Source organism: Streptomyces sp. NPDC127108 (assembly GCF_042677545.1).
Lineage (GTDB): Bacteria > Actinomycetota > Actinomycetes > Streptomycetales > Streptomycetaceae > Streptomyces.
This window is the reverse complement of the sequence record NZ_JBHXTE010000023.1, coordinates 90,511-112,072: the sequence shown is the minus strand read 5'-3', so window position 1 is coordinate 112,072 and position 21,562 is coordinate 90,511. Positions and strand designations below refer to the sequence as shown.

The window sequence follows — 21,562 nt, the reverse complement described above, 5'->3', positions numbered from 1 at the left end:
CGCGCCGGGTCACGCGAAGGCGTCGAGCCCGGTGAGTCCGGCGGACAGCTCCCACAGCCGCGCCGCCGCGACCGGGTCCACCGCCCAGGGCTTGACGCCGCCGATCAGCATGTCGTCGGTCGTGGCGGGCCCCGCGATGTCGCAGTCCTGGCAGTAGGCGCCGCCGTGGCCCTCCAAGAGGGGGGACGTCGCCGCCCACACGGCCGTCGCCGCGCCCTGCGCCGGGGACTTGAAGCCGTCGGCGGGCCTGCCGTCGCGGTCCATCCAGCCCTGCGCGATCTGCTGCTCGCGCGGGACGTGGCGCTGGAGCGGGGTGAGGATGCTGCCCGGGTGCACGGCGAAGGCACGCGGGCCCCGGTCGCCGGCGAGGGCGTCCAGGTGCCGGGCGAACAGGGCGTTCGCCGTCTTGGACTGGGCGTAGGCGAGCCACGGGTCGTAGGGGGAGCGGTGGAAGTGCGGGTCGTCCCAGCGGATGTCGGAGAGGAAGTGGCCGGAGGAGGCGACCGAGACGACGCGGGCGCGGCCGGGGGTCAGGGCCGGGGCGAGGCGGTTGACCAGGGCGTGGTGGCCGAGGTGGTTCACCGCGAAGTGGGCCTCCCAGCCGGGGCCCACGCGGGTCTCGGGGCAGGCCATGATGCCCGCGCCCGCGATGAGGATCTCGACGGCGCGGCCGCTCGCGAGGACGCCGTCGGCGAAGGCGCGGACGCTGTCGAGGTCCGCGAGGTCGAGCGCGGCGACCTCGGTGCCGGGGGCGTCGCGCAGGGCGGCCGCCGCCGTCTCCGGCCTGCGGGCCGGGACGATCACGTGGGCCCCGGCGCGGGCGAGGGCGCGGGTGGCCTCGAGGCCGAGCCCGGAGTAGCCACCGGTGATCACGGCGGTCCTGCCGGTCAGGTCGATGCCCTTCAGTACGTCGTCGGCGGTGCTGCGGGCGTCGTGGCCGGAGCCGAGGGGGAGCTGGGCAGTCGTGCTTCTCGTCATGCCGAGGACGCTAGAACCTAGACTGCGATCTAGATCAAGCTCGGCTCGGAAGGGATGTGCGGATGGCCGACACGGACGAGAACGGGCCCGGCGGCGAGCTCGTCGGAGGGCCTTCCGGGCTGTCCATCGGCGAGGTGGCCGACGCCACCGGCCTCAGCGTGCACGCCCTGCGCTTCTTCGAGCGCGAGGAGCTGTTCCTGCGGCCGATCCCCCGGACCGGCGGCGGGCGGCGCGTGTACGAGCCCGCCGACGTGGAGTGGCTCGCCCTGTGCAACCGGCTGCGGGAGTCCGGCATGCCGATCGCCGAACTGAAGCGATTCGCCGGACTTGTCCGCTCGGGTCCGGGGAACGAGGCCGAACGGCTGGCCCTGCTCCAGGAGCACGAGCGGGCCGTCCGCGCGCGGATCGCCGACCTCGGCGCCTGTCTGGAGATCATCCACGGCAAGGTCGTCGCGTACGAGAAGCATGTGCGCGAGGGCACGGCGGCGGGGGTGTGGGCGCCCACGGCGTCCCGGTGACCGGACGCCGCGCCGTGGCTGCGCACCGTGTCCGGAACTCGGACGAGGGCCCTGTCAGCACCCCCGCCCGCACGAGATATCTTGATGTCGAGCAATGTTGCAGACGTGGAGCGGAGCACCCGGTGACTGACTCGACCATCATCTACACGCACACTGACGAGGCCCCCGCCCTCGCGACGCATTCCTTCCTGCCGGTGATCCAGGCGTACGCCTCGACCGCCGGTGTGAGCGTCGAGACCCGTGACATCTCCCTGGCGGGCCGGATCATCGCGAGCTTCCCGGAGCACCTGGAGGCGGGCCAGCGCATCGACGACGCGCTCGCCGAGCTGGGTGAGCTGGCCAAGACGCCGCAGGCGAACATCATCAAGCTGCCGAACATCTCGGCGTCCATCCCGCAGCTGAAGGCCGCCGTCGCCGAGCTGCAGGAGCAGGGCTACGCGCTGCCGGACTACCCGGACGACCCGAAGACCGACGAGGAGCGCGACGTCCGCGCCCGCTACGACAAGGTCAAGGGCTCCGCGGTCAACCCGGTCCTGCGCGAGGGCAACTCCGACCGCCGCGCCCCCGCGTCGGTCAAGAACTACGCCAAGGCGCACCCGCACCGCATGGGCGCCTGGACCGGCGAGTCGAAGACGAACGTCGCCACCATGGGTGAGAACGACTTCCGCTCGACGGAGAAGTCCGTCGTGATCGAGAAGGACGGCGCCCTCAAGATCGAGCTGGTCGCCGCCGACGGCACCACCACCGTCCTGCGCGAGTCCGTGCCGGTCCTCGCCGGTGAGGTCGTCGACGCCTCCGTGATGCGCGTCGCCGCCCTGCGCGAGTTCCTCACCGCCCAGGTCGCCCAGGCCAAGGCCGACGGCGTGCTGTTCTCGGTGCACCTCAAGGCGACGATGATGAAGGTCTCCGACCCGATCGTCTTCGGCCACGTCGTACGCGCCTTCTTCCCGAAGACGTTCGCGGCCTTCGGCGCCGACCTCGCCGCGGCCGGCCTCACCCCGAACGACGGCCTCGGCGGCATCTACAAGGGCCTGGAGGCGCTGGCGAACGGCGCCGAGATCAAGGCGTCCTTCGAGGCCGAGCTGGCCGAGGGCCCCGAGCTGGCCATGGTCGACTCCGACAAGGGCATCACCAACCTGCACGTGCCGTCCGATGTCATCGTCGACGCCTCCATGCCGGCCATGATCCGCACCTCCGGCCACATGTGGGACAAGAACGGCGGCGAGGCCGACACCCTCGCGGTCATCCCGGACTCGTCCTACGCGGGCGTCTACCAGGTCGTCATCGACGACTGCCGGGCCAACGGCGCCTACGACCCGTCCACGATGGGCTCGGTCCCGAACGTCGGTCTGATGGCGCAGAAGGCCGAGGAGTACGGCTCCCACGACAAGACCTTCGAGATCGCCACCGCCGGCACGGTCCGCCTCGTCGACGCCGAGGGCAACGCCCTCATCGAGCAGCCGGTCTCCGAGGGCGACATCTTCCGCGCCTGCCAGACCAAGGACGCGCCGATCAAGGACTGGGTGAAGCTGGCCGTCAGCCGCGCCCGCGCCACCGGCGACCCGGCCGTCTTCTGGCTGGACGCGACCCGCGCCCACGACGCCAATCTGATCGCCAAGGTCGAGGCGTACCTGCCGGAGTTCGACACCCAGGGCCTGGACATCAAGGTCCTGTCCCCGGTCGAGGCCACCAAGCTGTCCGTGGAGCGCATCCGCGAGGGCCTCAACACGATCTCCGTCACCGGCAACGTCCTGCGTGACTACCTGACCGACCTGTTCCCGATCCTGGAGCTCGGCACCAGCGCCAAGATGCTCTCGGTGGTCCCGCTGATGAACGGCGGCGGCCTGTTCGAGACCGGCGCCGGCGGCTCCGCGCCCAAGCACGTGCAGCAGCTGGTCAAGGAGGACTACCTGCGCTGGGACAGCCTCGGCGAGTTCCTCGCGCTCGCGGTGTCCTTCGAGCACCTCGCGCAGACCACGGGCAACGCGCGCGCCCAGATCCTCGCGGACACCCTGGACCGCGCGACGGCCTCCTTCCTTGAGGAGAACAAGTCGCCGAGCCGCAAGCTGGGTGGCATCGACAACCGCGGCAGCCACTTCTACCTGTCCCTGTACTGGGCCCAGGAGCTGGCCAAGCAGACCGATGACGCCCAGCTCGCCGAGGCGTTCGGCCCGCTCGCCAAGACGCTGACCGAGCAGGAGCAGACGATCGTCGACGAGCTGATCGCCGCCCAGGGCAAGCCGGCCGACATCGGCGGCTACTACCAGCCCGACCCGGCCAAGGCCTCGGCGGTCATGCGTCCGTCGGCCACCTTCAACCAGGCGATCGCCTCGCTCGTCTGACGCGCCCGGCGCCCCGAGCGCCCGACGCACCGCGTGTGCACCGCCCCGGTCGGCAGCCGCCGACCGGGGCGGTCGTGCGTGTGCGTCGACGCGGGGGAGCTGCCGCGCCCGCCCTGCCCGCCCTGTTCCTTCAGGCATCTGAACTGTCAGCCGTTCCTGCCGGTCCGCGCCGCCCCGGTGCCATGATGGGCGGGCGCCGATCACCTTGGGGGACGGGACGCGGCCCGGCAGCCGGGCCCGGGCGGCGCCTCACCGACGAGTCGGTGTCAGCGGGCGGCGCGGATCCCCATTGTATAAAAGTGCGGCGCAATGTATATTCATGCCATCCACGCAGGAGGAATCCATGACGGTACGCGCAGCGGTCGCGGGAGCGAGCGGATACGCGGGCGGCGAGCTGCTGAGGCTCCTCGCCGTGCACCCCGAGGTCGAGATCGGCACCCTCACCGCCCACTCGAACGCGGGCGAGCGCCTGGGCACGCTCCAGCCGCACCTGGCCCCGCTCGCCGACCGCGTCCTCGCGCCGACCACCGCCGCGAGCCTGGCGGGCCACGACGTCGTCTTCCTCGCCCTGCCGCACGGCCAGTCCGCCGCCGTCGCCGAACAGCTCGGCCCGGACGTGCTCGTCGTCGACATGGGCGCGGACTTCCGCCTCGAGGACGCGGCCGACTGGGAGAAGTACTACGGCAGCCCCCACGCGGGCACCTGGCCGTACGGACTGCCCGAGCTGCCCGGCGCCCGCGCCGCCCTCGCGGGCAGCAAGCGCGTCGCGGTCCCGGGGTGCTACCCCACGGCCGTCTCGCTCGCGCTCTTCCCCGCGTACGCCGCCGGGCTCGTCGAGGACGAAGCGGTGATCGTCGCGGCGTCCGGCACCTCGGGCGCGGGCAAGGCGGCCAAGCCGCACCTGCTCGGCTCCGAGGTCATGGGCTCCATGTCGCCGTACGGCGTGGGCGGGGCGCACCGGCACACGCCGGAGATGATCCAGAACCTGAGCGCCGCCGCGGGCACCCGCGTCACGGTCTCCTTCACCCCGACGCTGGCCCCCATGCCGCGCGGCATCCTCGCCACGTGCAGCGCCAAGGCCAAGCCGGGCGTGACCGCGGAGAGCGTCCGCGCGGCGTACGAGAAGGCCTTCGCCGAAGAACCGTTCGTGCACCTGCTCCCCGAGGGCCAGTGGCCCGCCACCGCGTCGGTGTACGGCTCCAACGCCGTGCACGTCCAGGCCGCCCACGACCCGGCGTCCGGCCGCGTGATCGTCATCAGCGCCATCGACAACCTCGCCAAGGGCACCGCCGGTGGCGCGGTGCAGAGCATGAACATCGCCCTGGGCCTCCCGGAGGAGCTGGGGCTGCCCACCATCGGAGTCGCGCCGTGAGCGGCGCGACCGCGGCCGCCGGGCCGCATCCGACGACCGCCGACAAGGAGACGCAGTGAGTGTCACGGCAGCCAAGGGATTCCGGGCGGCGGGCATCGCCGCCGGAATCAAGGAGAGCGGCAACCCGGACCTGGCCCTCGTGGTCAACGAGGGTCCCCGCCTGGCCGCCGCGGGCGTCTTCACGTCCAACCGCGTGAAGGCCGCGCCGGTCCTGTGGTCCGAGCAGGTCGTCAAGGGCGGGCAGGTCTCCGCGGTCGTCCTCAACTCCGGCGGCGCCAACGCCTGCACGGGCCCGCGGGGCTTCCAGGACACGCACGCCACGGCCGAGAAGGTCGCCGGCACGCTCGGCCTGAACGCGGGCGAGGTCGCCGTCGCGTCCACCGGACTCATCGGCGTGACGCTCCCCATGGACAAGCTCCTGCCGGGCGTCGAGACGGCGGCCGCGGCCCTGTCCGCGCACGGCGGCGAGAAGGCCGCCATCGCCATCAAGACCACCGACAGCGTGCACAAGACGGCCGTGGCCGAGGGCGACGGCTGGACGGTCGGCGGCATGGCCAAGGGCGCGGGCATGCTCGCCCCCGGCCTCGCCACGATGCTCGTCGTCCTCACCACCGACGCGGACATCCCGGCCCCCGACCTCGACAAGGCCCTGCGCGAGGCGACCCGGCTCACCTTCGACCGGGTCGACTCCGACGGCTGCATGTCCACCAACGACACGGTGCTCCTGCTCGCCTCCGGCGCCGCCGGAGTGACCCCGGCGTACGCGGAGTTCGCCGACGCCGTCCGCACCGTCTGCGACGACCTGGCGCGCCAGCTCATCGGCGACGCCGAGGGCGCGAGCAAGGACATCCGCATCGAGGTCATCGGCGCCGCCGACGAGGACGACGCCGTCGAGGTGGGCCGCTCCATCGCCCGCAACAACCTCCTCAAGTGCGCCATCCACGGCGAGGACCCCAACTGGGGCCGCGTCCTCTCCGCCATCGGCACCACGTCCGCCGCCTTCGAGCCGGACCGCCTGAACGTCGCCATCAACGACGTGTGGGTCTGCAGGAACGGCTCGGTGGGCGAGGACCGCGACCTGGTGGACATGCGCTACCGCGAGGTGCGGATCACCGCCGACCTCGCCGCCGGGTCCGCGTCCGCCGTCATCTGGGCCAACGACCTCACCGCCGACTACGTCCACGAGAACAGCGCGTACTCCTCGTAGCGCGTACCGCACCCCGCTCGTCCCCTGCCCCGCGCGGTACGCCCTCCCCACCTGGAAAGCCCCATGAACACCCGCAAGCACACCGCACTGCCCAAGGCACAGATCCTGATCGAGGCGCTGCCCTGGCTGACCCGTCACCGCGGCAAGACCGTCGTCATCAAGTTCGGCGGCAACGCCATGGTGGACAAGGACCTCAAGGCCGCGTTCGCCCAGGACGTCGTGTTCCTGCACCACGCCGGACTGCGCCCCGTCGTGGTGCACGGCGGCGGCCCGCAGATCAGCGCCCAGCTCGACAAACAGGGCCTGGTCAGCGAGTTCAAGGCGGGCCTGCGCGTGACCACGCCCGAGGCCATGGACGTCGTCCGGATGGTCCTCGCCGGGCAGGTGCAGCGCGAGCTCGTGGGGCTGCTCAACGAACACGGACCCCTCGCCGTGGGCCTCACCGGCGAGGACGCGCACACCATCACCGCGACCCGGCACCGGCCGCTGATCGAGGGCGAGCTGGTCGACATCGGCCAGGTCGGCGAGGTCACCGAGATCGACACCGGCGCCATCGAGGCGCTGCTCGCGGACGGCCGCATCCCGGTCGTCTCCTCGATCGCCCGCTCCCAGGACGAAGGCGGCAAGGGGCATGTCTACAACGTCAATGCTGATACGGCGGCTGCGGCACTCGCTGCGGCGCTTGGTGCCGAGACGCTGATGGTGCTCACCGATGTGGAGGGCCTGTACGAGGACTGGCCGCACAGCGACGACGTCATCAGCCGCCTGACCGCCACCGAGCTGGAGAAGCTCATCCCCGAGCTGTCCAGCGGCATGGTGCCGAAGATGCAGGGCTGCCTGCACGCCGTGCGCAACGGCGTGCACACCGCGCGCGTCATCGACGGGCGCGTCCAGCACTCGATCCTGCTGGAGATCTTCACCGACGAGGGAATCGGCACGATGGTCGTGCCGGACGAACTGAGCGAGCCGCACGAGGGGGACCCGGTATGACCACCAACCAGGAGCTGACCCGGCGCTGGCAGGGCGCGCTGATGGACAACTACGGCACGCCCCGCATCCCGCTGGTGCGCGGCGCGGGCAGCACGCTGTGGGACGCCGAGGGCAAGAAGTACACCGACTTCGTCGGCGGCATCGCCGTGAACGCGCTCGGCCACGGCCACCCCGCGGTCGTGGAGGCCGTGTCCCGGCAGATCGCCGCGCTCGGCCACGTCTCCAACCTGTTCGTCGCCGAGCCGCCCGTCGCGCTCGCCGAGCGGCTGCTCGACCTCTTCGGCCGCGACGGCCGGGTGTTCTTCTGCAACTCGGGCGCGGAGGCCAACGAGGGCGCGTTCAAGATCGGCCGCCTCACCGGCCGCCCGCACATGGTCGCCACCGACGGCGGCTTCCACGGCCGCACCATGGGCGCCCTCGCCCTCACCGGCCAGCCCGGCAAGCAGGAGCCGTTCCTGCCGCTGCCCGGCGACGTCACCCACGTCCCGTACGGCGACGTGGAAGCCCTGCGCGCCGCCGTCACCGAGGACACCGCCTTCGTGATCATCGAGCCGGTCCAGGGCGAGAACGGCGCCGTCGTCCCGCCCGCCGGCTATCTGAAGGCGGCCCGCGAGATCACCCGCGCCACCGGGACGCTGCTCGTCCTCGACGAGGTGCAGACCGGAATCGGCCGTACCGGCCATTGGTTCGCACACCTCGCCCAGGAGGGCGTGGACCCGGACGTCGTCACGCTCGCCAAGGGCATCGGCGGCGGCCTGCCGCTCGGCGCGACCGTGGCGTTCGGCCCGACGGCCGAACTCCTGAAGCCCGGCCACCACGGCACGACGTTCGGCGGCAACCCCGTCGCCTGCGCCGCCGGACTCGCCGTCATCGACACCGTCGTGGCCGAGGGCCTGCTCGAGAACACCAAGCGCGCCGGGGAGAAGCTGCGGGACGGAATCGAGTCAGCAGGGCACGCGTTGGTCGACCATGTCAGGGGTGCGGGCCTGCTGCTGGGTATCGTGCTCACCGAGCCGCTGGCTGTCCACGTGCAGCAGGCGGCTCAGGACGCCGGCTTCCTGGTCAACGCGCCCGCCCCCGATGTCGTACGGCTGATGCCGCCGCTGAACGTGCGCGACAACGAGGTGGACGCCTTCCTCCGGGCCCTGCCCGGCGTCCTCGACCAGGCTGTCGCGGCAGGCGCGGCCAACGGGGACGGACGATCCGGGGAATGAGACGACGATGAGCCACGCGCAGGACAACGGGCCGGCCGAGCACGCGGGACCCGCCGTGCCGCAGACCCGCACCGCACGCCACCGCCGGATCGTGGACATCCTCAACCGGCAGCCGGTGCGCTCGCAGAGCCAGCTGGCCAAGCTCCTGGCCGACGACGGTCTGACCGTCACCCAGGCCACCCTCTCCCGGGACCTCGACGAGCTGAACGCCGTCAAGATCCGCAACACCGAGGGCGACCTGATCTACGCCGTGCCCAGCGAGGGCGGCTTCCGCACCCCGCGGGCGCCGCTCGGCGAGTCGGCCAAGGAGCAGCGCATGCGGCGCCTCTCCGTGGAACTCCTCATCTCCGCGGAGGCCTCGGCCAACCTCGTCGTCCTGCGCACCCCGCCCGGCGCCGCTCAGTTCCTCGCCTCCGCCATCGACCAGGCCGAGCTCCACGACATCCTCGGGACGATCGCCGGTGACGACACGGTGATGCTGATCAGCAGGGAGCCGAGCGGGGGACAGGCCCTTGCGGACCACCTGCTGCGGCTGGCCTCCAACGAGCACTAGTCCGTGGCGGCGGGCGCTCAGGGGGACGGTTCCCCGGGGAGTTCCAGGTCGTACGAATCCTCGGCCAGCTCCAGGCCGAACAAGGCCGCGTAGCGTCCGAGGCGGTCCTCGACCCACTCCGCGCTCTCACCCACCGCGTCGGCGGCGAACCGGACCTGCTCGGGGGTGACCCGCCCGGCGAGCGCTGGGAGCGCGCCGTCCGCGTGGACGGACAGGACGATCAGGTCCTGCCAGAGGGGCAGCTCGTCCGGAACGGCGGCCGGGTCGAGGGCCGGAGCCGCGGCCTCCAGGGGGAGGTACGGGACGATGCGCGTCCAGGTGCGGACGACCGGCTCGCCCAGGCGCCCGGCGAGGCTCAGGAGGTCCAGGGGGCAGAGCGGGGTGCCGGGGGTGGAGACGCGGTGGTCGGTGCCTACGGCTACGGCGTCCCACGGGTCGGGTTCGTCGGCGGGCAGGTTCGCGAGGTCGGCCGGGCTCAGCTCGGGGATCAGGGCGCCCAGCTGCCGGAGGGGCGCGAGGCGCTCGTAGGCCGAGCGGGCGCCGATGTGGCGGCTGCGGGCGTACGCGACAAGGCGCGCGGGGGTCAGTGCGGTCCAACAGGGGGACTCGAGCCACTCGTCGTAGTGCTGCTCGTCGTCGCCCCAGTCGAGCAGCGCCCGGCCCTCCTCGCGTTCGGGGCGGAACCCGGCCAGCGCGGCCGGGAGTTCGGACACCGTCAGGCCCACGCGCTTCGCCTCGCGGCGGGCCGTCTTCCACGTGGTCGACAGGGGCGTCTTGAGCTCGATGCTCGACGCGAAGAGGATGTCGGCCGTCGGCAGGACCGGGTAGTGGTCAGTGACCCATGAAGGGTCGGTGCCGGAGAACGCGTACCGGCTCGGCACCGGCAACTCCTCCCACGCCCGCAGCAGCTCGCTCGCCGCGGGCACGTCCGCCCCGGCCTCCCGCAGGTCCTCCACGACGCAGGCGAGGTCGTCCCAGGAGACCTCGTGCGGCCGGACGAACGCGAGGTCGCGCAGTGTCAGACCGTCCTCGAGGGCGAACCCCTGCGCGTGCGCGGAGGCGAGCACGCTCGCGGTCTCCGGAATCGGGACGACCCGGCCGGCCGCCGACTTCTCCCGGTGGTGCCGGGCGTACGCGACGCCGAGGTGGTCCGCCCACCGCGTCAGCACCTTCTCCGCCTTGCGCAGCGAGATGTCCCACTCGGCGGCGAGGTCGAACGCGGCCGCCCAGGGGAGCGCGAGGCGGCCGTCCGGGCCCGGCGCGCAGAAGTTCTGCAGCACCCCGGAGATGTCCCACGGCACGTCGGTCCACCGGCGCACGGACTCCGCGTCCGGGGCCGACCAGCCGAGCCACGCGAACCGCGCGAGCCGTTGCCGCACCTCCTCGGGCGGGAGCCCCTGCGCGTCCGCGACGGCAACGACGTCCCACGGCCACTGGACGCGGCGCCAGCCCCGCGAGCCCTTCCGGTAGAGCAGTGAAAGATCCGCAACGTCACACACGTGGTCGGCGTGGTGATCGGGCGCGGTGGGCGGCGCGGAGGCGAGGAACGGCGCGTACCGGACGCACCTCTCGGCCAGGCGGCCCAGCGGCTCCCGCAGCGTACGCGAGGCGCGGACCAGGCCGCCGAGGTCGTCCGGCGCGTGCTCGTAGTCGCTCTCCTCCTCGGCCGGCTTCCCCCAGGCCCGGCGCGTGCGGCGAGGCAGCAGGCCGCGGACGATGCTCACGTCGCGCCAGTCCGGTGTCCAGTCCAGGCCGTCTCCCGCGGGATCCCGCAGGACCTGGGGCGGCTTCAGGACCGGGTGGACGAGCCGGAGCGCCCGCGTCGCGCGCACCACGTCGCGGACCGTCATGCCCGTCTCGCTCGCGAGCGCCACGATCACCCGCCAGTCGAGCGGACTCCGGTCGACCGAGACTCCGCTGTCCCAGCCCGAGGGCACCCCGTGGGCGATGGCCGCCCAGCCCGGCTCGGGCACCGGGTGCCCGGCGGTCGACGCGGGCAGCGCCTCACGGGGCGACGGCGTGCCGAGCACCGCGGTCCGCCAAGGACGTACGACCTCGGGCCAGTCCTGCGTGAAGCCGCCCCGGGACCCGCGTTCCTCGACCAACTCGTCCCAGCGGAACCAGCCCGCGGAGTCGAGATCCAGTGCCGTGTGCCAGCGCCTGGTGTCGCGCACCGCCACGCCACGGCCGCGCCACCGGCCCCACACCGCACGGGCCGCAGCCAGGTTCTCGCGCTCCAGACGCCACAGCCATGCCATGTCCAGGCCCGGCCACGCGGCAAGCACCCCCGCGCCCCGCGCCCACTGCTCCGCCTCCCACTTCGCGTCGTACGACTGGAGCTTCTTGCGGTTGAGGCTGAGCGTGCCCGCCTGCGGGCCCGTCAGATTGAGTACGTAGCCGAAGGGCTGCTTGTCGGTCCCGATGCCGTCGCACAGGATCGCGCCCGGCCCGGCCACCCACCACAGGACCCCCGGCACGGCCTCGACGCAGCTTGGACGCGCGGTCTCCGGTGCCGCGTAGCGCAGCACCCCCGGCTCCCACTGACGCCCCCTCCCCGCCGCGTCCCGCACCTGAACCGCGAACTCGCTCACCATGACCAGACGGTCCAGCGTCTCCACCGCCGAGATCCCGGACACGGCCGTCGAGTCCCGCAGATACAGCCGCACCCGGGTCCCGCCCTCCAGGAGCCCGTCCCCGTCCTCCGCGCACGCGTCGTCGTGCTCCTGGACGCGGAACAGGTTCGCGCTGCCCGGGATGTCCACGCGCAGCGCCGACCGCGCCGGGATGCCGTCGGTGCCGACGGGGCGGGTCACCACCGTCATCTCCTCGGCCAGCATGAAGTAGCTGAACACGCCGATGCCGAAACGGCTGTTGGGGAACAGGCGCAGGGCCGGGTCGTGGCGGTGCCAGGTCGCCTGTTCCTGGCGGAAGGCACGGGACTGCTCGAAGCGGCGGCCCGCCTTGGTGAAGGTGTTCTTGAGCTGGTCGAGGCCCATGCCGACGCCGTTGTCGCGGCACTCGACGTAGCGGCCGCGGTCGTCCTCGCCCTCGACGAAGGTGATCCGGCCCGACCAGGGCGCGGGACGCGCGCCCCGGCTCTCCAGGTAGCGGTGGCGCATCGCGCGGTGGCGGCACGCGTCCATCGCGTTCTGGTACAGCTCGCGCAGCGCCAGTTCCGGCTCGCCGTCGTAGATGCGCTCGCCCATGAGCAGGTCGCGGACCTCGGTCTGGGAGAGCTGGAAGCGCAGCAGCGGCACGTCGTACGCCCTGCGGCCGCCGTCCTCGACCGGGCGCAGGCCGCGGTCGGTCACGCGGGCGGGCAGGCCCGCGAGCAGGGCCGCCCGGGGCGCGGGCAGCCTGCGGGCCGCGTCCCGGAGCGTGCCCGCGAGTTCGTCGGCCTGCTCCACGACGCCCGCGAACGCGGCGTGCAGCGCGGGGTGCGGGCAGGCCGCGTCCAGGTGGAGCTCACCGTCGGCGGCGTGCCAGTCCGCGTCGCGCACCGCGTTGACGGCGTCCTGGGGGAGCAGCGCGTCGCGGACGGCGAGGTGCTCGGCGAGGACGTCGGGGAGCGTACGGACGTCCAGGGCGAGTACGCAGGCGAGGTGCAGGACGCCCGCCAACTCGTCGGCGCGCAGGGGCTGTCGGGCGCCGCCGGGCAGGGGGAAGGCGAGGTCGGGGCGCGGGCCGCGGTCCTGAGCGGGCGGGCCGAGCGTGATGCCCGCGGTGAGGGCGGCCAGCGCGGCCGACAGCTCGCGGGCGCGCGGCCCCGGGCACAGCGCGTCCGCGAGCGCCGTCGACTCGGCCTCCGGCACCGGCTGCTCGTCCGTCACGAACCGCTCCGCGATCCACCGGTGCACGAGCCACAGGGCGACCCCGCGCGCCTCGTCGGGGCGCGCGGTGCGCCAGCAGTCCGCGAGCTTTTTCTTGATGTGCGGGTGGTGCTCGGCGACCTGTTCGTAGTGGCGGCGCCACGCGTCGCCGTCCTCCCGGTGCCGGACGGTGTACGGCCTGATGTCGCGGGCGTGGCTCAGCCGCCGCGCCCACGCGGCCTCGTGCAGCAGCGGCGCGGCGACGAGCGCGGCGGCTTCAAGGGCGGACAGGGTCTGCGTCTTGGGGACGAGGCGCGGCAACTGGTCGCGTACGACCCGGACCAGGAAGTCGTCGTCGGCCCACGGGTCGGGCATCCGCTCCTGGGCCAGGTGCACGACCTGCGCGCACGTCTCGACCAGGTCCCCGAGGCAGTCCCGCAGCCGGGGCACGCTCCCGGTGTCCTCCTCGGCGACGCGCTCCCACAGGGCGGTGTCCGCGACAGCCTCCCGCCAGGCCTCCAGGAGCCGACGCCCCTCGCACACGACCGCCGCCCGGGCCTCGGCGTCGAGCTCCGCGCCGCAGTGGAGCCTCGGTTCCTGCGCCGCCGCGCCGTGCAGGCGGGCGGCGCGCAGGGTGTGCTGCCGCGCCGTCTCGAAGACCTCCTGCACGGTCCGCGCCCGCGTCAACGGCCGGAAAGCCTCCGCGAGTCCGAGCGTGAAGAAGCTGCCCTCCGCCGAGTACCCCGACCGCTGCCCGGCCGCGCAGGCCGTCATCAGCGCGAACCGCCCCGAGGGCTGCCCCTTCAGGACGCTGCTGCCGAACACCCCGTCGGCCGCGTCGCCCCGGCAGGCGTCGATCAGCCACAGCACGGTGCCTGCCTTGCAGTGGGTGAGGTACGGGCTGATGTCGGCGGGCACGAGCGTGTCCAGGTACGGCTGGGTCCACTCGCCGTCGGGGCCGTGCGGGGCGCGCGCGTCGGCCGGGACCAGGTGGTCGGTGTCGCCGACGCGGATGCCGTGCCCGGTGAAGTGGATCAGGAGGGTCCCGTCCTCCGGGACGGCCCGCGACACCTCGTCGACGGTCGTGATGATCTGGGCCCGGCTGGCCCCCGGCACCGTCCGCACGTCGTAACCGGCGGCCTTGAGCGAGGCGCCGAGGGCCCGCAGGTCGGCGGTGACCGGTGTGTCGAGCGAGTCGAAGCGGTGTGCGGCGTCCGGTGTGTCACCGACGCCGATGAGCAGTGCGGTACGTCCCTGTGCCATGCCCTCTCCCCCTGTGCGGCGCTCATCGTCGCACCTCCGGGCGAGGGCGACGACGGAATCCCGCCGGTGAACGGGGCGGGCGGCGGCCGGACTTGACATCAGGCCCCTCGGCCCCGTCCCGCCACCGTCACCCCTCCACCCCGCCGACCCTTGACCTCGTCACTCCACCGACCCCTGCCCCCGTCACTCCGCCCGCCGCGCCCGGTGCGCCATCCACGCCGCCACCACCGCCCCCGACACGTTGTGCCACACGGAGAACACGGCGGCGGGCAGCGCGGCCAGCGGACTGAAGTGCGCCGTCGCGAGGGACGCGGCGAGTCCGGAGTTCTGCATGCCGACCTCGAAGGCCATCGCGCGGGACGCGGGCGGGCCGAGCCGGGCCAGCTTCCCCGCGCCGTAGCCGAGCGCGAGCCCGAGCCCGTTGTGCAGGACGACCGCGACGAGCACGAGCGCGGCCGCCGACTTGATGGCCGCCGCGCTGCCCGCGACGACCACGGCCACGATGACGGCGATCGTCACGGCCGACAGCCACGGCAGCGCGCCGAGCACACGGTCGACGTACCGTCCGAAGAGCAGTCGCACGGCGAGGCCGCCGACGACGGGCAGGAGCACGGTCTTGAGGATGTCCGTCACCATCGAGCCCGCGTCCACCGGCAGGTACTCACCGGCGAGCAGCAGCGTGAGCGGCGGCGTCACGAGCGGCGCGAGCACGGTCGACACGGTGGCGACGGACACGGACAGGGCCACGTCGCCGCGCGCGAGATAGGTGACGACGTTGGAGGCGGTGCCGCTCGGCGCGCACCCGACGAGGATCACTCCGGCGGCCAACTGGGGCGAGAGGTCCAGGGCGTGGGCGATCAGCCAGCCGAGCCCCGGCATGATCACATAGTGGGCGACGAGCCCGAGCGCCACGGCCCACGGGCGGCGCGCGACGCCCTGGAAGTCCTGCGGCGTCATCGTCAGGCCCATGCAGAACATGACCACGCCGAGCAGGTACGGCACGCTCTCCTTCCAGCCCCCGAAGGTGCCGGGCGTAGCGAGGCCGACGGCGCCCGCGGCGAGGACGAGCACGGGGAAGACGGTGACGGCGCGGCGGGCGGCGCGGTCGGCGGCGCTCACGGGCCCGGTGGCCGCCGTCGGGCCGGGACTTGTCGGTTCGGTCTGCACCCGGCGATGCAACGTGCCGGTGCGGCGGGCACGCAACCTCGTCTCGATATGTGGTCGCTACATGTGTTGCGGGGAGTGCGGGGCCGGGGCACCGTCCTCACTTGGCGGCTTCGCAACTCCCCACCGGTGTAATGGAGATGACGGTACGAGCGGGCAACGTCACCCGCTTCTCCTTCGCACCGCCCCCGTCGCCCTTCCCATCCCCCTTCCCATCCCCCTTCTCGGTGTCCCCGGCGTCCCCGGTCCGCAGCGACACCCCGTCCCGCCCCGACCCCAGGAACTCCCCGCACCGCTCCCCGGACGTCGTGCTCACCCGCACCAGATGGTCCTTCGGGGACTCCGTCATGACCCAGGCGACCCCGACGGCCCCGGCGGCGCACACGACGCCGAGCACGCAGCACACCGACGCGAACCGCAGCGACCTGACGACGCGCCGTACCTCGTCCTCCGTCCAGCGCCGCAGCGCCTGACCGGCGAGCAGGGTACGTTCGCCGAGCCGCCCGTGCGCCGCCCGCACGGCGAGCACCGACCCGGCCACGAGCAGCAGGAACGCGCCCGCGACCAGCCCGGACGCCACCAGGCGTGCGGTGTCCGGGAGGCCGTTCAGATCGTCGCGGCCCTTGAGGACGACCAGGACGGCGAGGAGTGCCGTCAGACCGGTCAGACCCGTGCGCCAGCCCTCCGCCTGCCGCCGCAACTCGTCGAGCTGCGTGAACTCCAGCTCACGCGCGAGCTCCGCCCAGCGGCGGTCGGACTGGGCCGTCACGGCGTGCCGTTCGGCGCGCCGCTCGGGGCGGGCGTCACCAGGGCCTGGACGCGCCAGCTGGCTCCGCACCCGACGAACACGGCGTTCGCCGGGAGTTCCGGATGCGGGTGCCCGCACTCGCAGAAGTGCCGCTCCTGCGCGAGCAGCGCGGCGTCCTCGGTCAGTGGCCCCTTGGTCCCCGCGCCCGTCCCGGTCCCGGGCACACCGTGCCGGTACTCGGTGGTCGTCCGGCCGTGGCAGCGCGGACAGTGCCCCCGCACCAGGGTGTGCCCCTCGGGCGAGGGACTCACCGTGAACGTGTCGCTCACCTCGCCCAGGTCCGCGTCCGCGTAGGCCGTGTCGAACTGGTGGGAGGGCGGCGGGGGCTGGGTCATGAGGCGTCGTCCAAGTCGAGGTCGAGGGCGAAAAGGGTGGCGTACAGGCGCAGGCGTTCGGTGACCCAGGCCTCGGACTCGCCGGTGGCGTCGGCGGCCCGCGCGACGTGCCGGGCGTCCACCTTGCCGGAGAGGGCGGGGAGCCGGCCGTCGAGGCCCGTGGAGAGGATCGCCAGGTCCTGCCAGAGGGGGACGGTGTCCGGCGGGGTGGGCAGGGGCGGGGATTCGGGCAGCAGGGGCAGGAAGGGGGCGACGCGGGCGAGCGTGCGGGGCACGGGCTCGCCCAGGCGGCCCGCGATGCTCACGAGGTCGAGGGGGCCGAAGGCCTTGTCGGTCGGCGACAGCCACTGGCCTCCGTCGAGGGCCACCAGGTCGCGGGCGGAGAGGGGGGTGGTGGGGAGGGACTCCAGGGCGGCCTCGGGGAGTTCGGGGACCAGGGCGCCGAGGGGGCGCAGGGCGGCGAGTTCGGCGTAGGCGGTGGCGGGGGTGATCTCCAGTCTGTCGGCGTACTCCGCCAGGGCGGAGGGCGTCAGGCGTTTCCAGATGGCGGCAGAGTACTGCGCCTCGATGTCGGGCTCGTGGGAGAAGTCGACGACGCGCTGTTCGACGAGGGCGGAGACCTCGCGTGAACCGGGCCGGTGGGAGGTGAGGTCGTCGGGCAGGGGCGGCACCGTCAGACCGAACCGGTCGGCGTCCTGGTGGGCGAGCGCCCACATGTCGGCCAGGGTCTCGTGGAGGCGCTCCGCGGTGTAGTAGAGCCCGGAGGAGGTCAGTTCGTCGGCGGGGTCGTCCTCCGTGCTGTAGACGGCCTCCTTGCCCGAGAGCGCGAAGCGGCTGCGCAGCGGCAGCGTGGGCCACTCGGCGACGAGGTCCACTCGGTCGGGCAGGCGCACCCCGGCGGCCCGCAGGTCGGCCGCGACCTGGACGATGTCAGCCCGGTGCTGCAGACCCTTGGCGGCCCGCCCCAGTGCCTCGTACCCGATGCCGTCCTCGAGGCGGGCGCCGACTCGGTTCAGCTCGAGCACGATAGCGTCGGTGTCGGAGCAGGGCACGACGCGGCTGTCCCCGTCCGCGTACCGCCGTTCGTACGAGAGTCCCGTCGCCGCGGCCGTGCGTGCCAGGCGCTCCGACGCGTCCGCGAGATCGGTCTCCCAGTGCGCGGCCATGGCCACGGTCGCACCCCAGCGCAGCGTCCGGCTGCCGTCCGGGGCCGGCGGAGCGAACTCGGCCAGAACGCGGCGGAGTTCGGAGTCGAGGTCCGCCCAGGCCTGGACCACGTCGGCAGCGAGTGCCGTCCAGCCGAGCCAGGCGAAGTCGGCCAGCACGCGCAGGACGTCCGCCGGTTCCCTGCCGGTGTTCCGCTGCACCTGGAGTATCTGCGACGGGTCCGTCACGGGCCTGAGCTTGTCCTCGTACACGTTGTTGGAGCGGAGGAAGAGCACCTCGATGTCCTCCTGCGTACACACGTAGTGCTGGTGGTGCGGGGGGACGAGGGGCAGGGACTCGCCGTGGAGGGGCGTCCAGCGCGCGTAGCGGTCGAGGATGACACCGAGCGGTTCGGCGAATGCCTGGGATGCCAGGACCAGGCTGCCGAGGCCGTGACTGACCTTGCCGTTGCCCTCCACCGGGATGAATCGGCCGGAGCCTGCAAGGACCAGCGCCAGGTTCCGGTCCAGGGCGTCGGGCACCAGGTCGAGATTTCCCTCGCGCACGGCCGCGGGAGCTCCGGAGGGGTGCGCGATGCGCAGCCGCCGCTTGCGTCGCAACGCCTCGGTCACTGGCATGCCCAGCGTGGCGGCCTGGTCGACGGCGTACCACCAGCTCCTGTTGGAGCCGTGCAGCGCCGCGTCTCCCGGTTCGGGCACGGGATGGCCCACGAGGCTCTTGGGGGAGGACGCCGTGTGCTGGGTGTGTGCCAGGCGCAGAGCGGCGGCCCGCCAGGGGGCGATGTGCCCGGTGTCGGAGCTGTAGTTCTTGCGGGTCGCGATGCCCTGGTCCGGGTAGAACCAGCCCTCGGAGTCCAGCCAGTGCCGCCCGTCCACGTCACGCACCGGAGTGACACCCCTGCCCCGCCACTCCTCCCACAGCACTCGCGCCACCGGCAGGTTCTGCCGCTCCAGCTCCCAGAGCCACTCCATCGAAAGCCCCGGCCACTGGGCCAGCGGCACGGCGCCCGCGCGCCAGTTGTGCACCTCCCACGTCCGGTCGTACGTCTGCAACTCCTTGCGGCTGACGCTCAGCTGGCCCGCGTGCAGGCCCGTCAGGTTCAGTACGTAGCCGTAGGGCGCCACGTCCGTGGCGATGCCGTCGCACAGCACACCCCCCTTCTCGCCCACCCACCACAGCACCCCGGGCACGGCCTCCAGCGGTTCGATGAGGTCGAGGCCGACCCCCGACTGCAGCACCCCCGGCTGCCACTCGTGCACGGCCCCCGCCAGGTCCCGCACCTCAAGTTCGAACTCGCTGACCCGCACCAGCGGCCGGAGCGTGCCCACGCAGGAGAGGCCGTCGGCCGTGCCGTCCGCCCGCAGGTAGAGGCGGACGCGCGTGCCGCCCTCCGGGAGGCCGTCGCCCGCGCCCTCGTGCCGCTGGATGCGGAACAGGCTGCCGCTGCTCGGGATCTCGACGCTGAGCGCCTGCGCGGCCGGAATGCCGTCCGGGCTGACCTGCCGCGTCACGATCGTCATCTCGTCGGCGAGCATGAAGTAGCTGAACACGCCGATGCCGAAGCGGCTGTTGGGGAACAGGCGCAGCTTCTGGTCGTGCCGCAGCCAGCGGGACTGCTCGCGCCGGAACGCCTTGGACTGCTCGAACCGGCTGCCGGCCCGGGTGAAGGTGTACTTCAGCTGCTCGGCGCTCATGCCGACGCCGTTGTCGCGGCACTCCACGTACCGGCCGCGCGCGTCCTCACCCATGGTGATCGAGATCCGGCCGCGCCAGGGCGCGGGCTGCGGACCCGCGCTGTCCAGGTAGTCCCAGCGCATCTGCCGGTACCGGCAGGCGTCCATGGCGTTCTGGTACAGCTCCCGCAGTGCCAGGTGGGGTTCGCCGCCGTACAGCTGCTCGCCCATGAGCAGTTCGCGGACCTCGGTCTGCGCCAGGTGGAAGCGCAGCAGGGGCACCTCGTACGTGGCCTGGCCGCCGCGCTGGCTCGCCCTCAGGTCGCGGTCGGTCACCCGCGTGGGCACGGCGGACAGGAGGCAGGCCTCCGCCTCGGGCAGCGTGCTCGCGAGGTCGGCGACCTGCGCGGCCAACTGGTCGGCCTGGTGCGCCACTTCGACGAGCGCGGCGTGCACCGCCTGGTGCGGGCAGGGCACATCCAGGTGCAGCGCGGTGCCCTCGGGCTGCCAACTGAGCAGATCGGGGTGCGAGACGAGGCCGACGATCTCCTGCGGCAGGACCGGGTCGGACACCGCCAGATGCTCGGCCACGACCTCCGGGAAAGTCCGCACGTCCAGGGACAGCACGCCCGCGAGCCGCAGGAGCGCGGCCAGCGGGCGCATCCGCAGGGGCTGGTAGCCGCCCGGCAGCAGGACCTTCGCCGGGGCGCGCTCGGCGTCGCGCGGGGTGCCGGAGTCGTCGAGCGGCTCGTCGAGGCCGATGCCCGCGGCGGCCGTCCGCATCAGGCCGGACAGTTCGGCGACCCGGTCCTGCGCGGGCGTGGCGCCGCCGAGCAGGGTGGTGGCGAGGGCGTCCGCGCACGGGGCGGGCACCGCCTCGTCGTCCGTCTCGAACCGGTCGGCCACCCAGCGGTGCACCAGCCACATCGTGACGGCGACGGCGTCCTGGGGCCGCTGGCGGGCGTGGCACTCCGCGACCTTCCGCGCCACGCGCGCGTACTGGTCGCCGACCTGTTCGTAGTGCCTGCGGTGGGCATCCGCGCCGGGCACGCGCTCCAGCGACTCGGGGCCGAACTCGGCCGCCTGGCTGAGCCGCTCGGCCCAGGCCGCCTCGCGCAGGAACGGCGCCGCCACGAGCGCTGCCACCTCCACCACGGACAGCTTCGCCCCGTCCGGCAGCAGGGACGGCAGCCGGTCGCAGAGCAGCCGCACCGGGTAGGTGTCGTCGGCCCACGGGTCCTCGAACGGAAGGCGGCTCTGGGCGAGGTGCAGGGTGTGGGCGCAGCGCTCCACGAACGCGCTCAGGCAGTCCTGGAAGCGCCGGACGCCGTTGTCGTCGCGGGGCTCCACCCGCTCCCACAGGGGTGTGTTGCGCACGGCGTCCTGCCAGGCCTCCAGGAGCGGCCGCCCCTCGCAGATCTCGGTGGCCTTGGTGCGTTCCTCGAAGTTGGTGCCGTAGTGGATGTGCGCGTTCTGCGTATGGCCCTGCCGGTGCGCGACCGCCTTGGCCCGCGCGGCGGCCTTGGCGAACACGTCCTCGACGGAGCGGGCGGGCGCCAGCGGGCCGAGGGCCTCGGCGAGGCCGCGGGTGAAGAAGCTGCCCTCGCCGGTGTAGCCGCTGCGCTCGCCCTGCTTGCAGCCCATCAGGACGGCGAAGCCGCCGCCGGGCGGGCCGTTGTCGACGCTGTTGCCGAACGGCACGTCGTCGGCGGGCAGTTCGGTGCGGCAGGCGTCGATGGCCCACAGCACGGTGCCCGCCCTGGACGGCTTCAGCCAGGGGCTGATGGCGGTGGGCAGCAGGGAGTCCAGGTACGGCTCCTGCCAGTCGCCGTCGGGCGGCGGCACGGCGTCGAACGGCACCAGGTAGTCGATGCCGCGCACGCGGACGCCGTGGCCGCTGAAGTACAGCAGCAGCGTCCCGCCCTCGTCGGCGGCGCGCGCGGTCTCGTGGATGCGCGCCCTGATCTGGTTGATCCCGGCGTTGTGCAGGGTCGTGACGTCGTAACGTGCCGCCCGCAACGCGGAGTTCATCAGCCGCAGGTCGGCGTCCACCGCGTCGTCGAGGGGCTCAAGGAGCCCGTCCGCCGCGGGCACGTGCCCGACCCCGATCAGCAGCGCCGTGCGCGCCGGTGCCATGGTGCCCCTCCCACCGGCCCGTTCAGCGGGCCG

At 73.3% G+C, this 21,562-nt stretch carries 13 protein-coding genes; 7 read left to right on the top strand and 6 right to left on the bottom strand.

All coding sequences use genetic code 11. The features are described 5' to 3' along the window. Positions 1-9 precede the first annotated feature (9 nt). A complete protein-coding gene (locus tag ACFVHO_RS21020) occupies positions 10-978 on the bottom strand; it encodes an SDR family NAD(P)-dependent oxidoreductase (RefSeq protein WP_385716543.1) in 969 nt (322 codons plus the stop codon). Between the two features lie 62 nt (positions 979-1,040). On the opposite strand from ACFVHO_RS21020, the gene ACFVHO_RS21015 reads away from it, so the two are divergent. The 7 genes from ACFVHO_RS21015 (at position 1,041) to ACFVHO_RS20985 (ending at position 9,174) form a co-directional block, all read left to right on the top strand. Beyond that, a complete protein-coding gene (locus tag ACFVHO_RS21015; RefSeq protein WP_385716540.1) occupies positions 1,041-1,496 on the top strand; it encodes a MerR family transcriptional regulator in 456 nt (151 codons plus the stop codon). A 122-nt stretch (positions 1,497-1,618) separates the two neighbouring features. Beyond that, positions 1,619-3,838, top strand: coding sequence for an NADP-dependent isocitrate dehydrogenase (locus tag ACFVHO_RS21010; RefSeq protein WP_385716538.1), 2,220 nt, complete (start codon positions 1,619-1,621; stop codon positions 3,836-3,838). A 343-nt stretch (positions 3,839-4,181) separates the two neighbouring features. Continuing rightward, positions 4,182-5,210, top strand: a complete 1,029-nt coding sequence (argC, locus tag ACFVHO_RS21005) for an N-acetyl-gamma-glutamyl-phosphate reductase (RefSeq protein WP_385716536.1) — start codon at positions 4,182-4,184, stop codon at positions 5,208-5,210. Positions 5,211-5,265: 55 nt separating this feature from the next. Continuing rightward, positions 5,266-6,417 carry a bifunctional glutamate N-acetyltransferase/amino-acid acetyltransferase ArgJ gene (argJ, locus tag ACFVHO_RS21000; RefSeq protein WP_385716533.1) on the top strand — a complete coding sequence of 384 codons (1,152 nt, stop codon included), beginning with the start codon at positions 5,266-5,268 and terminating at the stop codon, positions 6,415-6,417. A gap of 63 nt (positions 6,418-6,480) precedes the next feature. Beyond that, positions 6,481-7,407, top strand: a complete 927-nt coding sequence (gene argB, locus ACFVHO_RS20995) for an acetylglutamate kinase (RefSeq protein WP_385716531.1) — start codon at positions 6,481-6,483, stop codon at positions 7,405-7,407. Continuing rightward, a complete protein-coding gene (locus ACFVHO_RS20990) occupies positions 7,404-8,621 on the top strand; it encodes an acetylornithine transaminase (RefSeq protein WP_385716529.1) in 1,218 nt (405 codons plus the stop codon). Before argB ends, ACFVHO_RS20990 begins: the two co-directional genes overlap by 4 nt. A 7-nt stretch (positions 8,622-8,628) precedes the next feature. Next, positions 8,629-9,174 carry an arginine repressor gene (locus tag ACFVHO_RS20985; RefSeq protein WP_030356315.1) on the top strand — a complete coding sequence of 182 codons (546 nt, stop codon included), beginning with the start codon at positions 8,629-8,631 and terminating at the stop codon, positions 9,172-9,174. A 17-nt stretch (positions 9,175-9,191) separates the two neighbouring features. On the opposite strand, the gene ACFVHO_RS20980 is transcribed toward ACFVHO_RS20985, so the two are convergent. From ACFVHO_RS20980 to ACFVHO_RS20960, 5 genes are all read right to left on the bottom strand, one after another. Further along, the gene (locus ACFVHO_RS20980; protein ID WP_385716526.1) at positions 9,192-14,246 is read right to left on the bottom strand and encodes a caspase family protein; all 5,055 of its coding nucleotides are present in this window, start codon (positions 14,244-14,246) and stop codon (positions 9,192-9,194) included. Positions 14,247-14,429: 183 nt separating this feature from the next. Beyond that, positions 14,430-15,413 (bottom strand): bile acid:sodium symporter family protein, encoded by a 984-nt coding sequence (locus ACFVHO_RS20975; RefSeq protein WP_385716523.1) that lies wholly within the window; start codon positions 15,411-15,413, stop codon positions 14,430-14,432. Positions 15,414-15,510: 97 nt separating this feature from the next. Continuing rightward, positions 15,511-16,179 (bottom strand): hypothetical protein, encoded by a 669-nt coding sequence (locus tag ACFVHO_RS20970; RefSeq protein WP_385716521.1) that lies wholly within the window; start codon positions 16,177-16,179, stop codon positions 15,511-15,513. After that, positions 16,176-16,553, bottom strand: a complete 378-nt coding sequence (locus ACFVHO_RS20965) for a hypothetical protein (protein WP_385716518.1) — start codon at positions 16,551-16,553, stop codon at positions 16,176-16,178. The genes ACFVHO_RS20970 and ACFVHO_RS20965 overlap by 4 nt, the downstream gene beginning before the upstream one ends. Continuing rightward, a complete protein-coding gene (locus ACFVHO_RS20960; protein WP_385716515.1) occupies positions 16,550-21,529 on the bottom strand; it encodes a caspase family protein in 4,980 nt (1,659 codons plus the stop codon). The genes ACFVHO_RS20965 and ACFVHO_RS20960 overlap by 4 nt, the downstream gene beginning before the upstream one ends. Positions 21,530-21,562 lie beyond the last annotated feature (33 nt).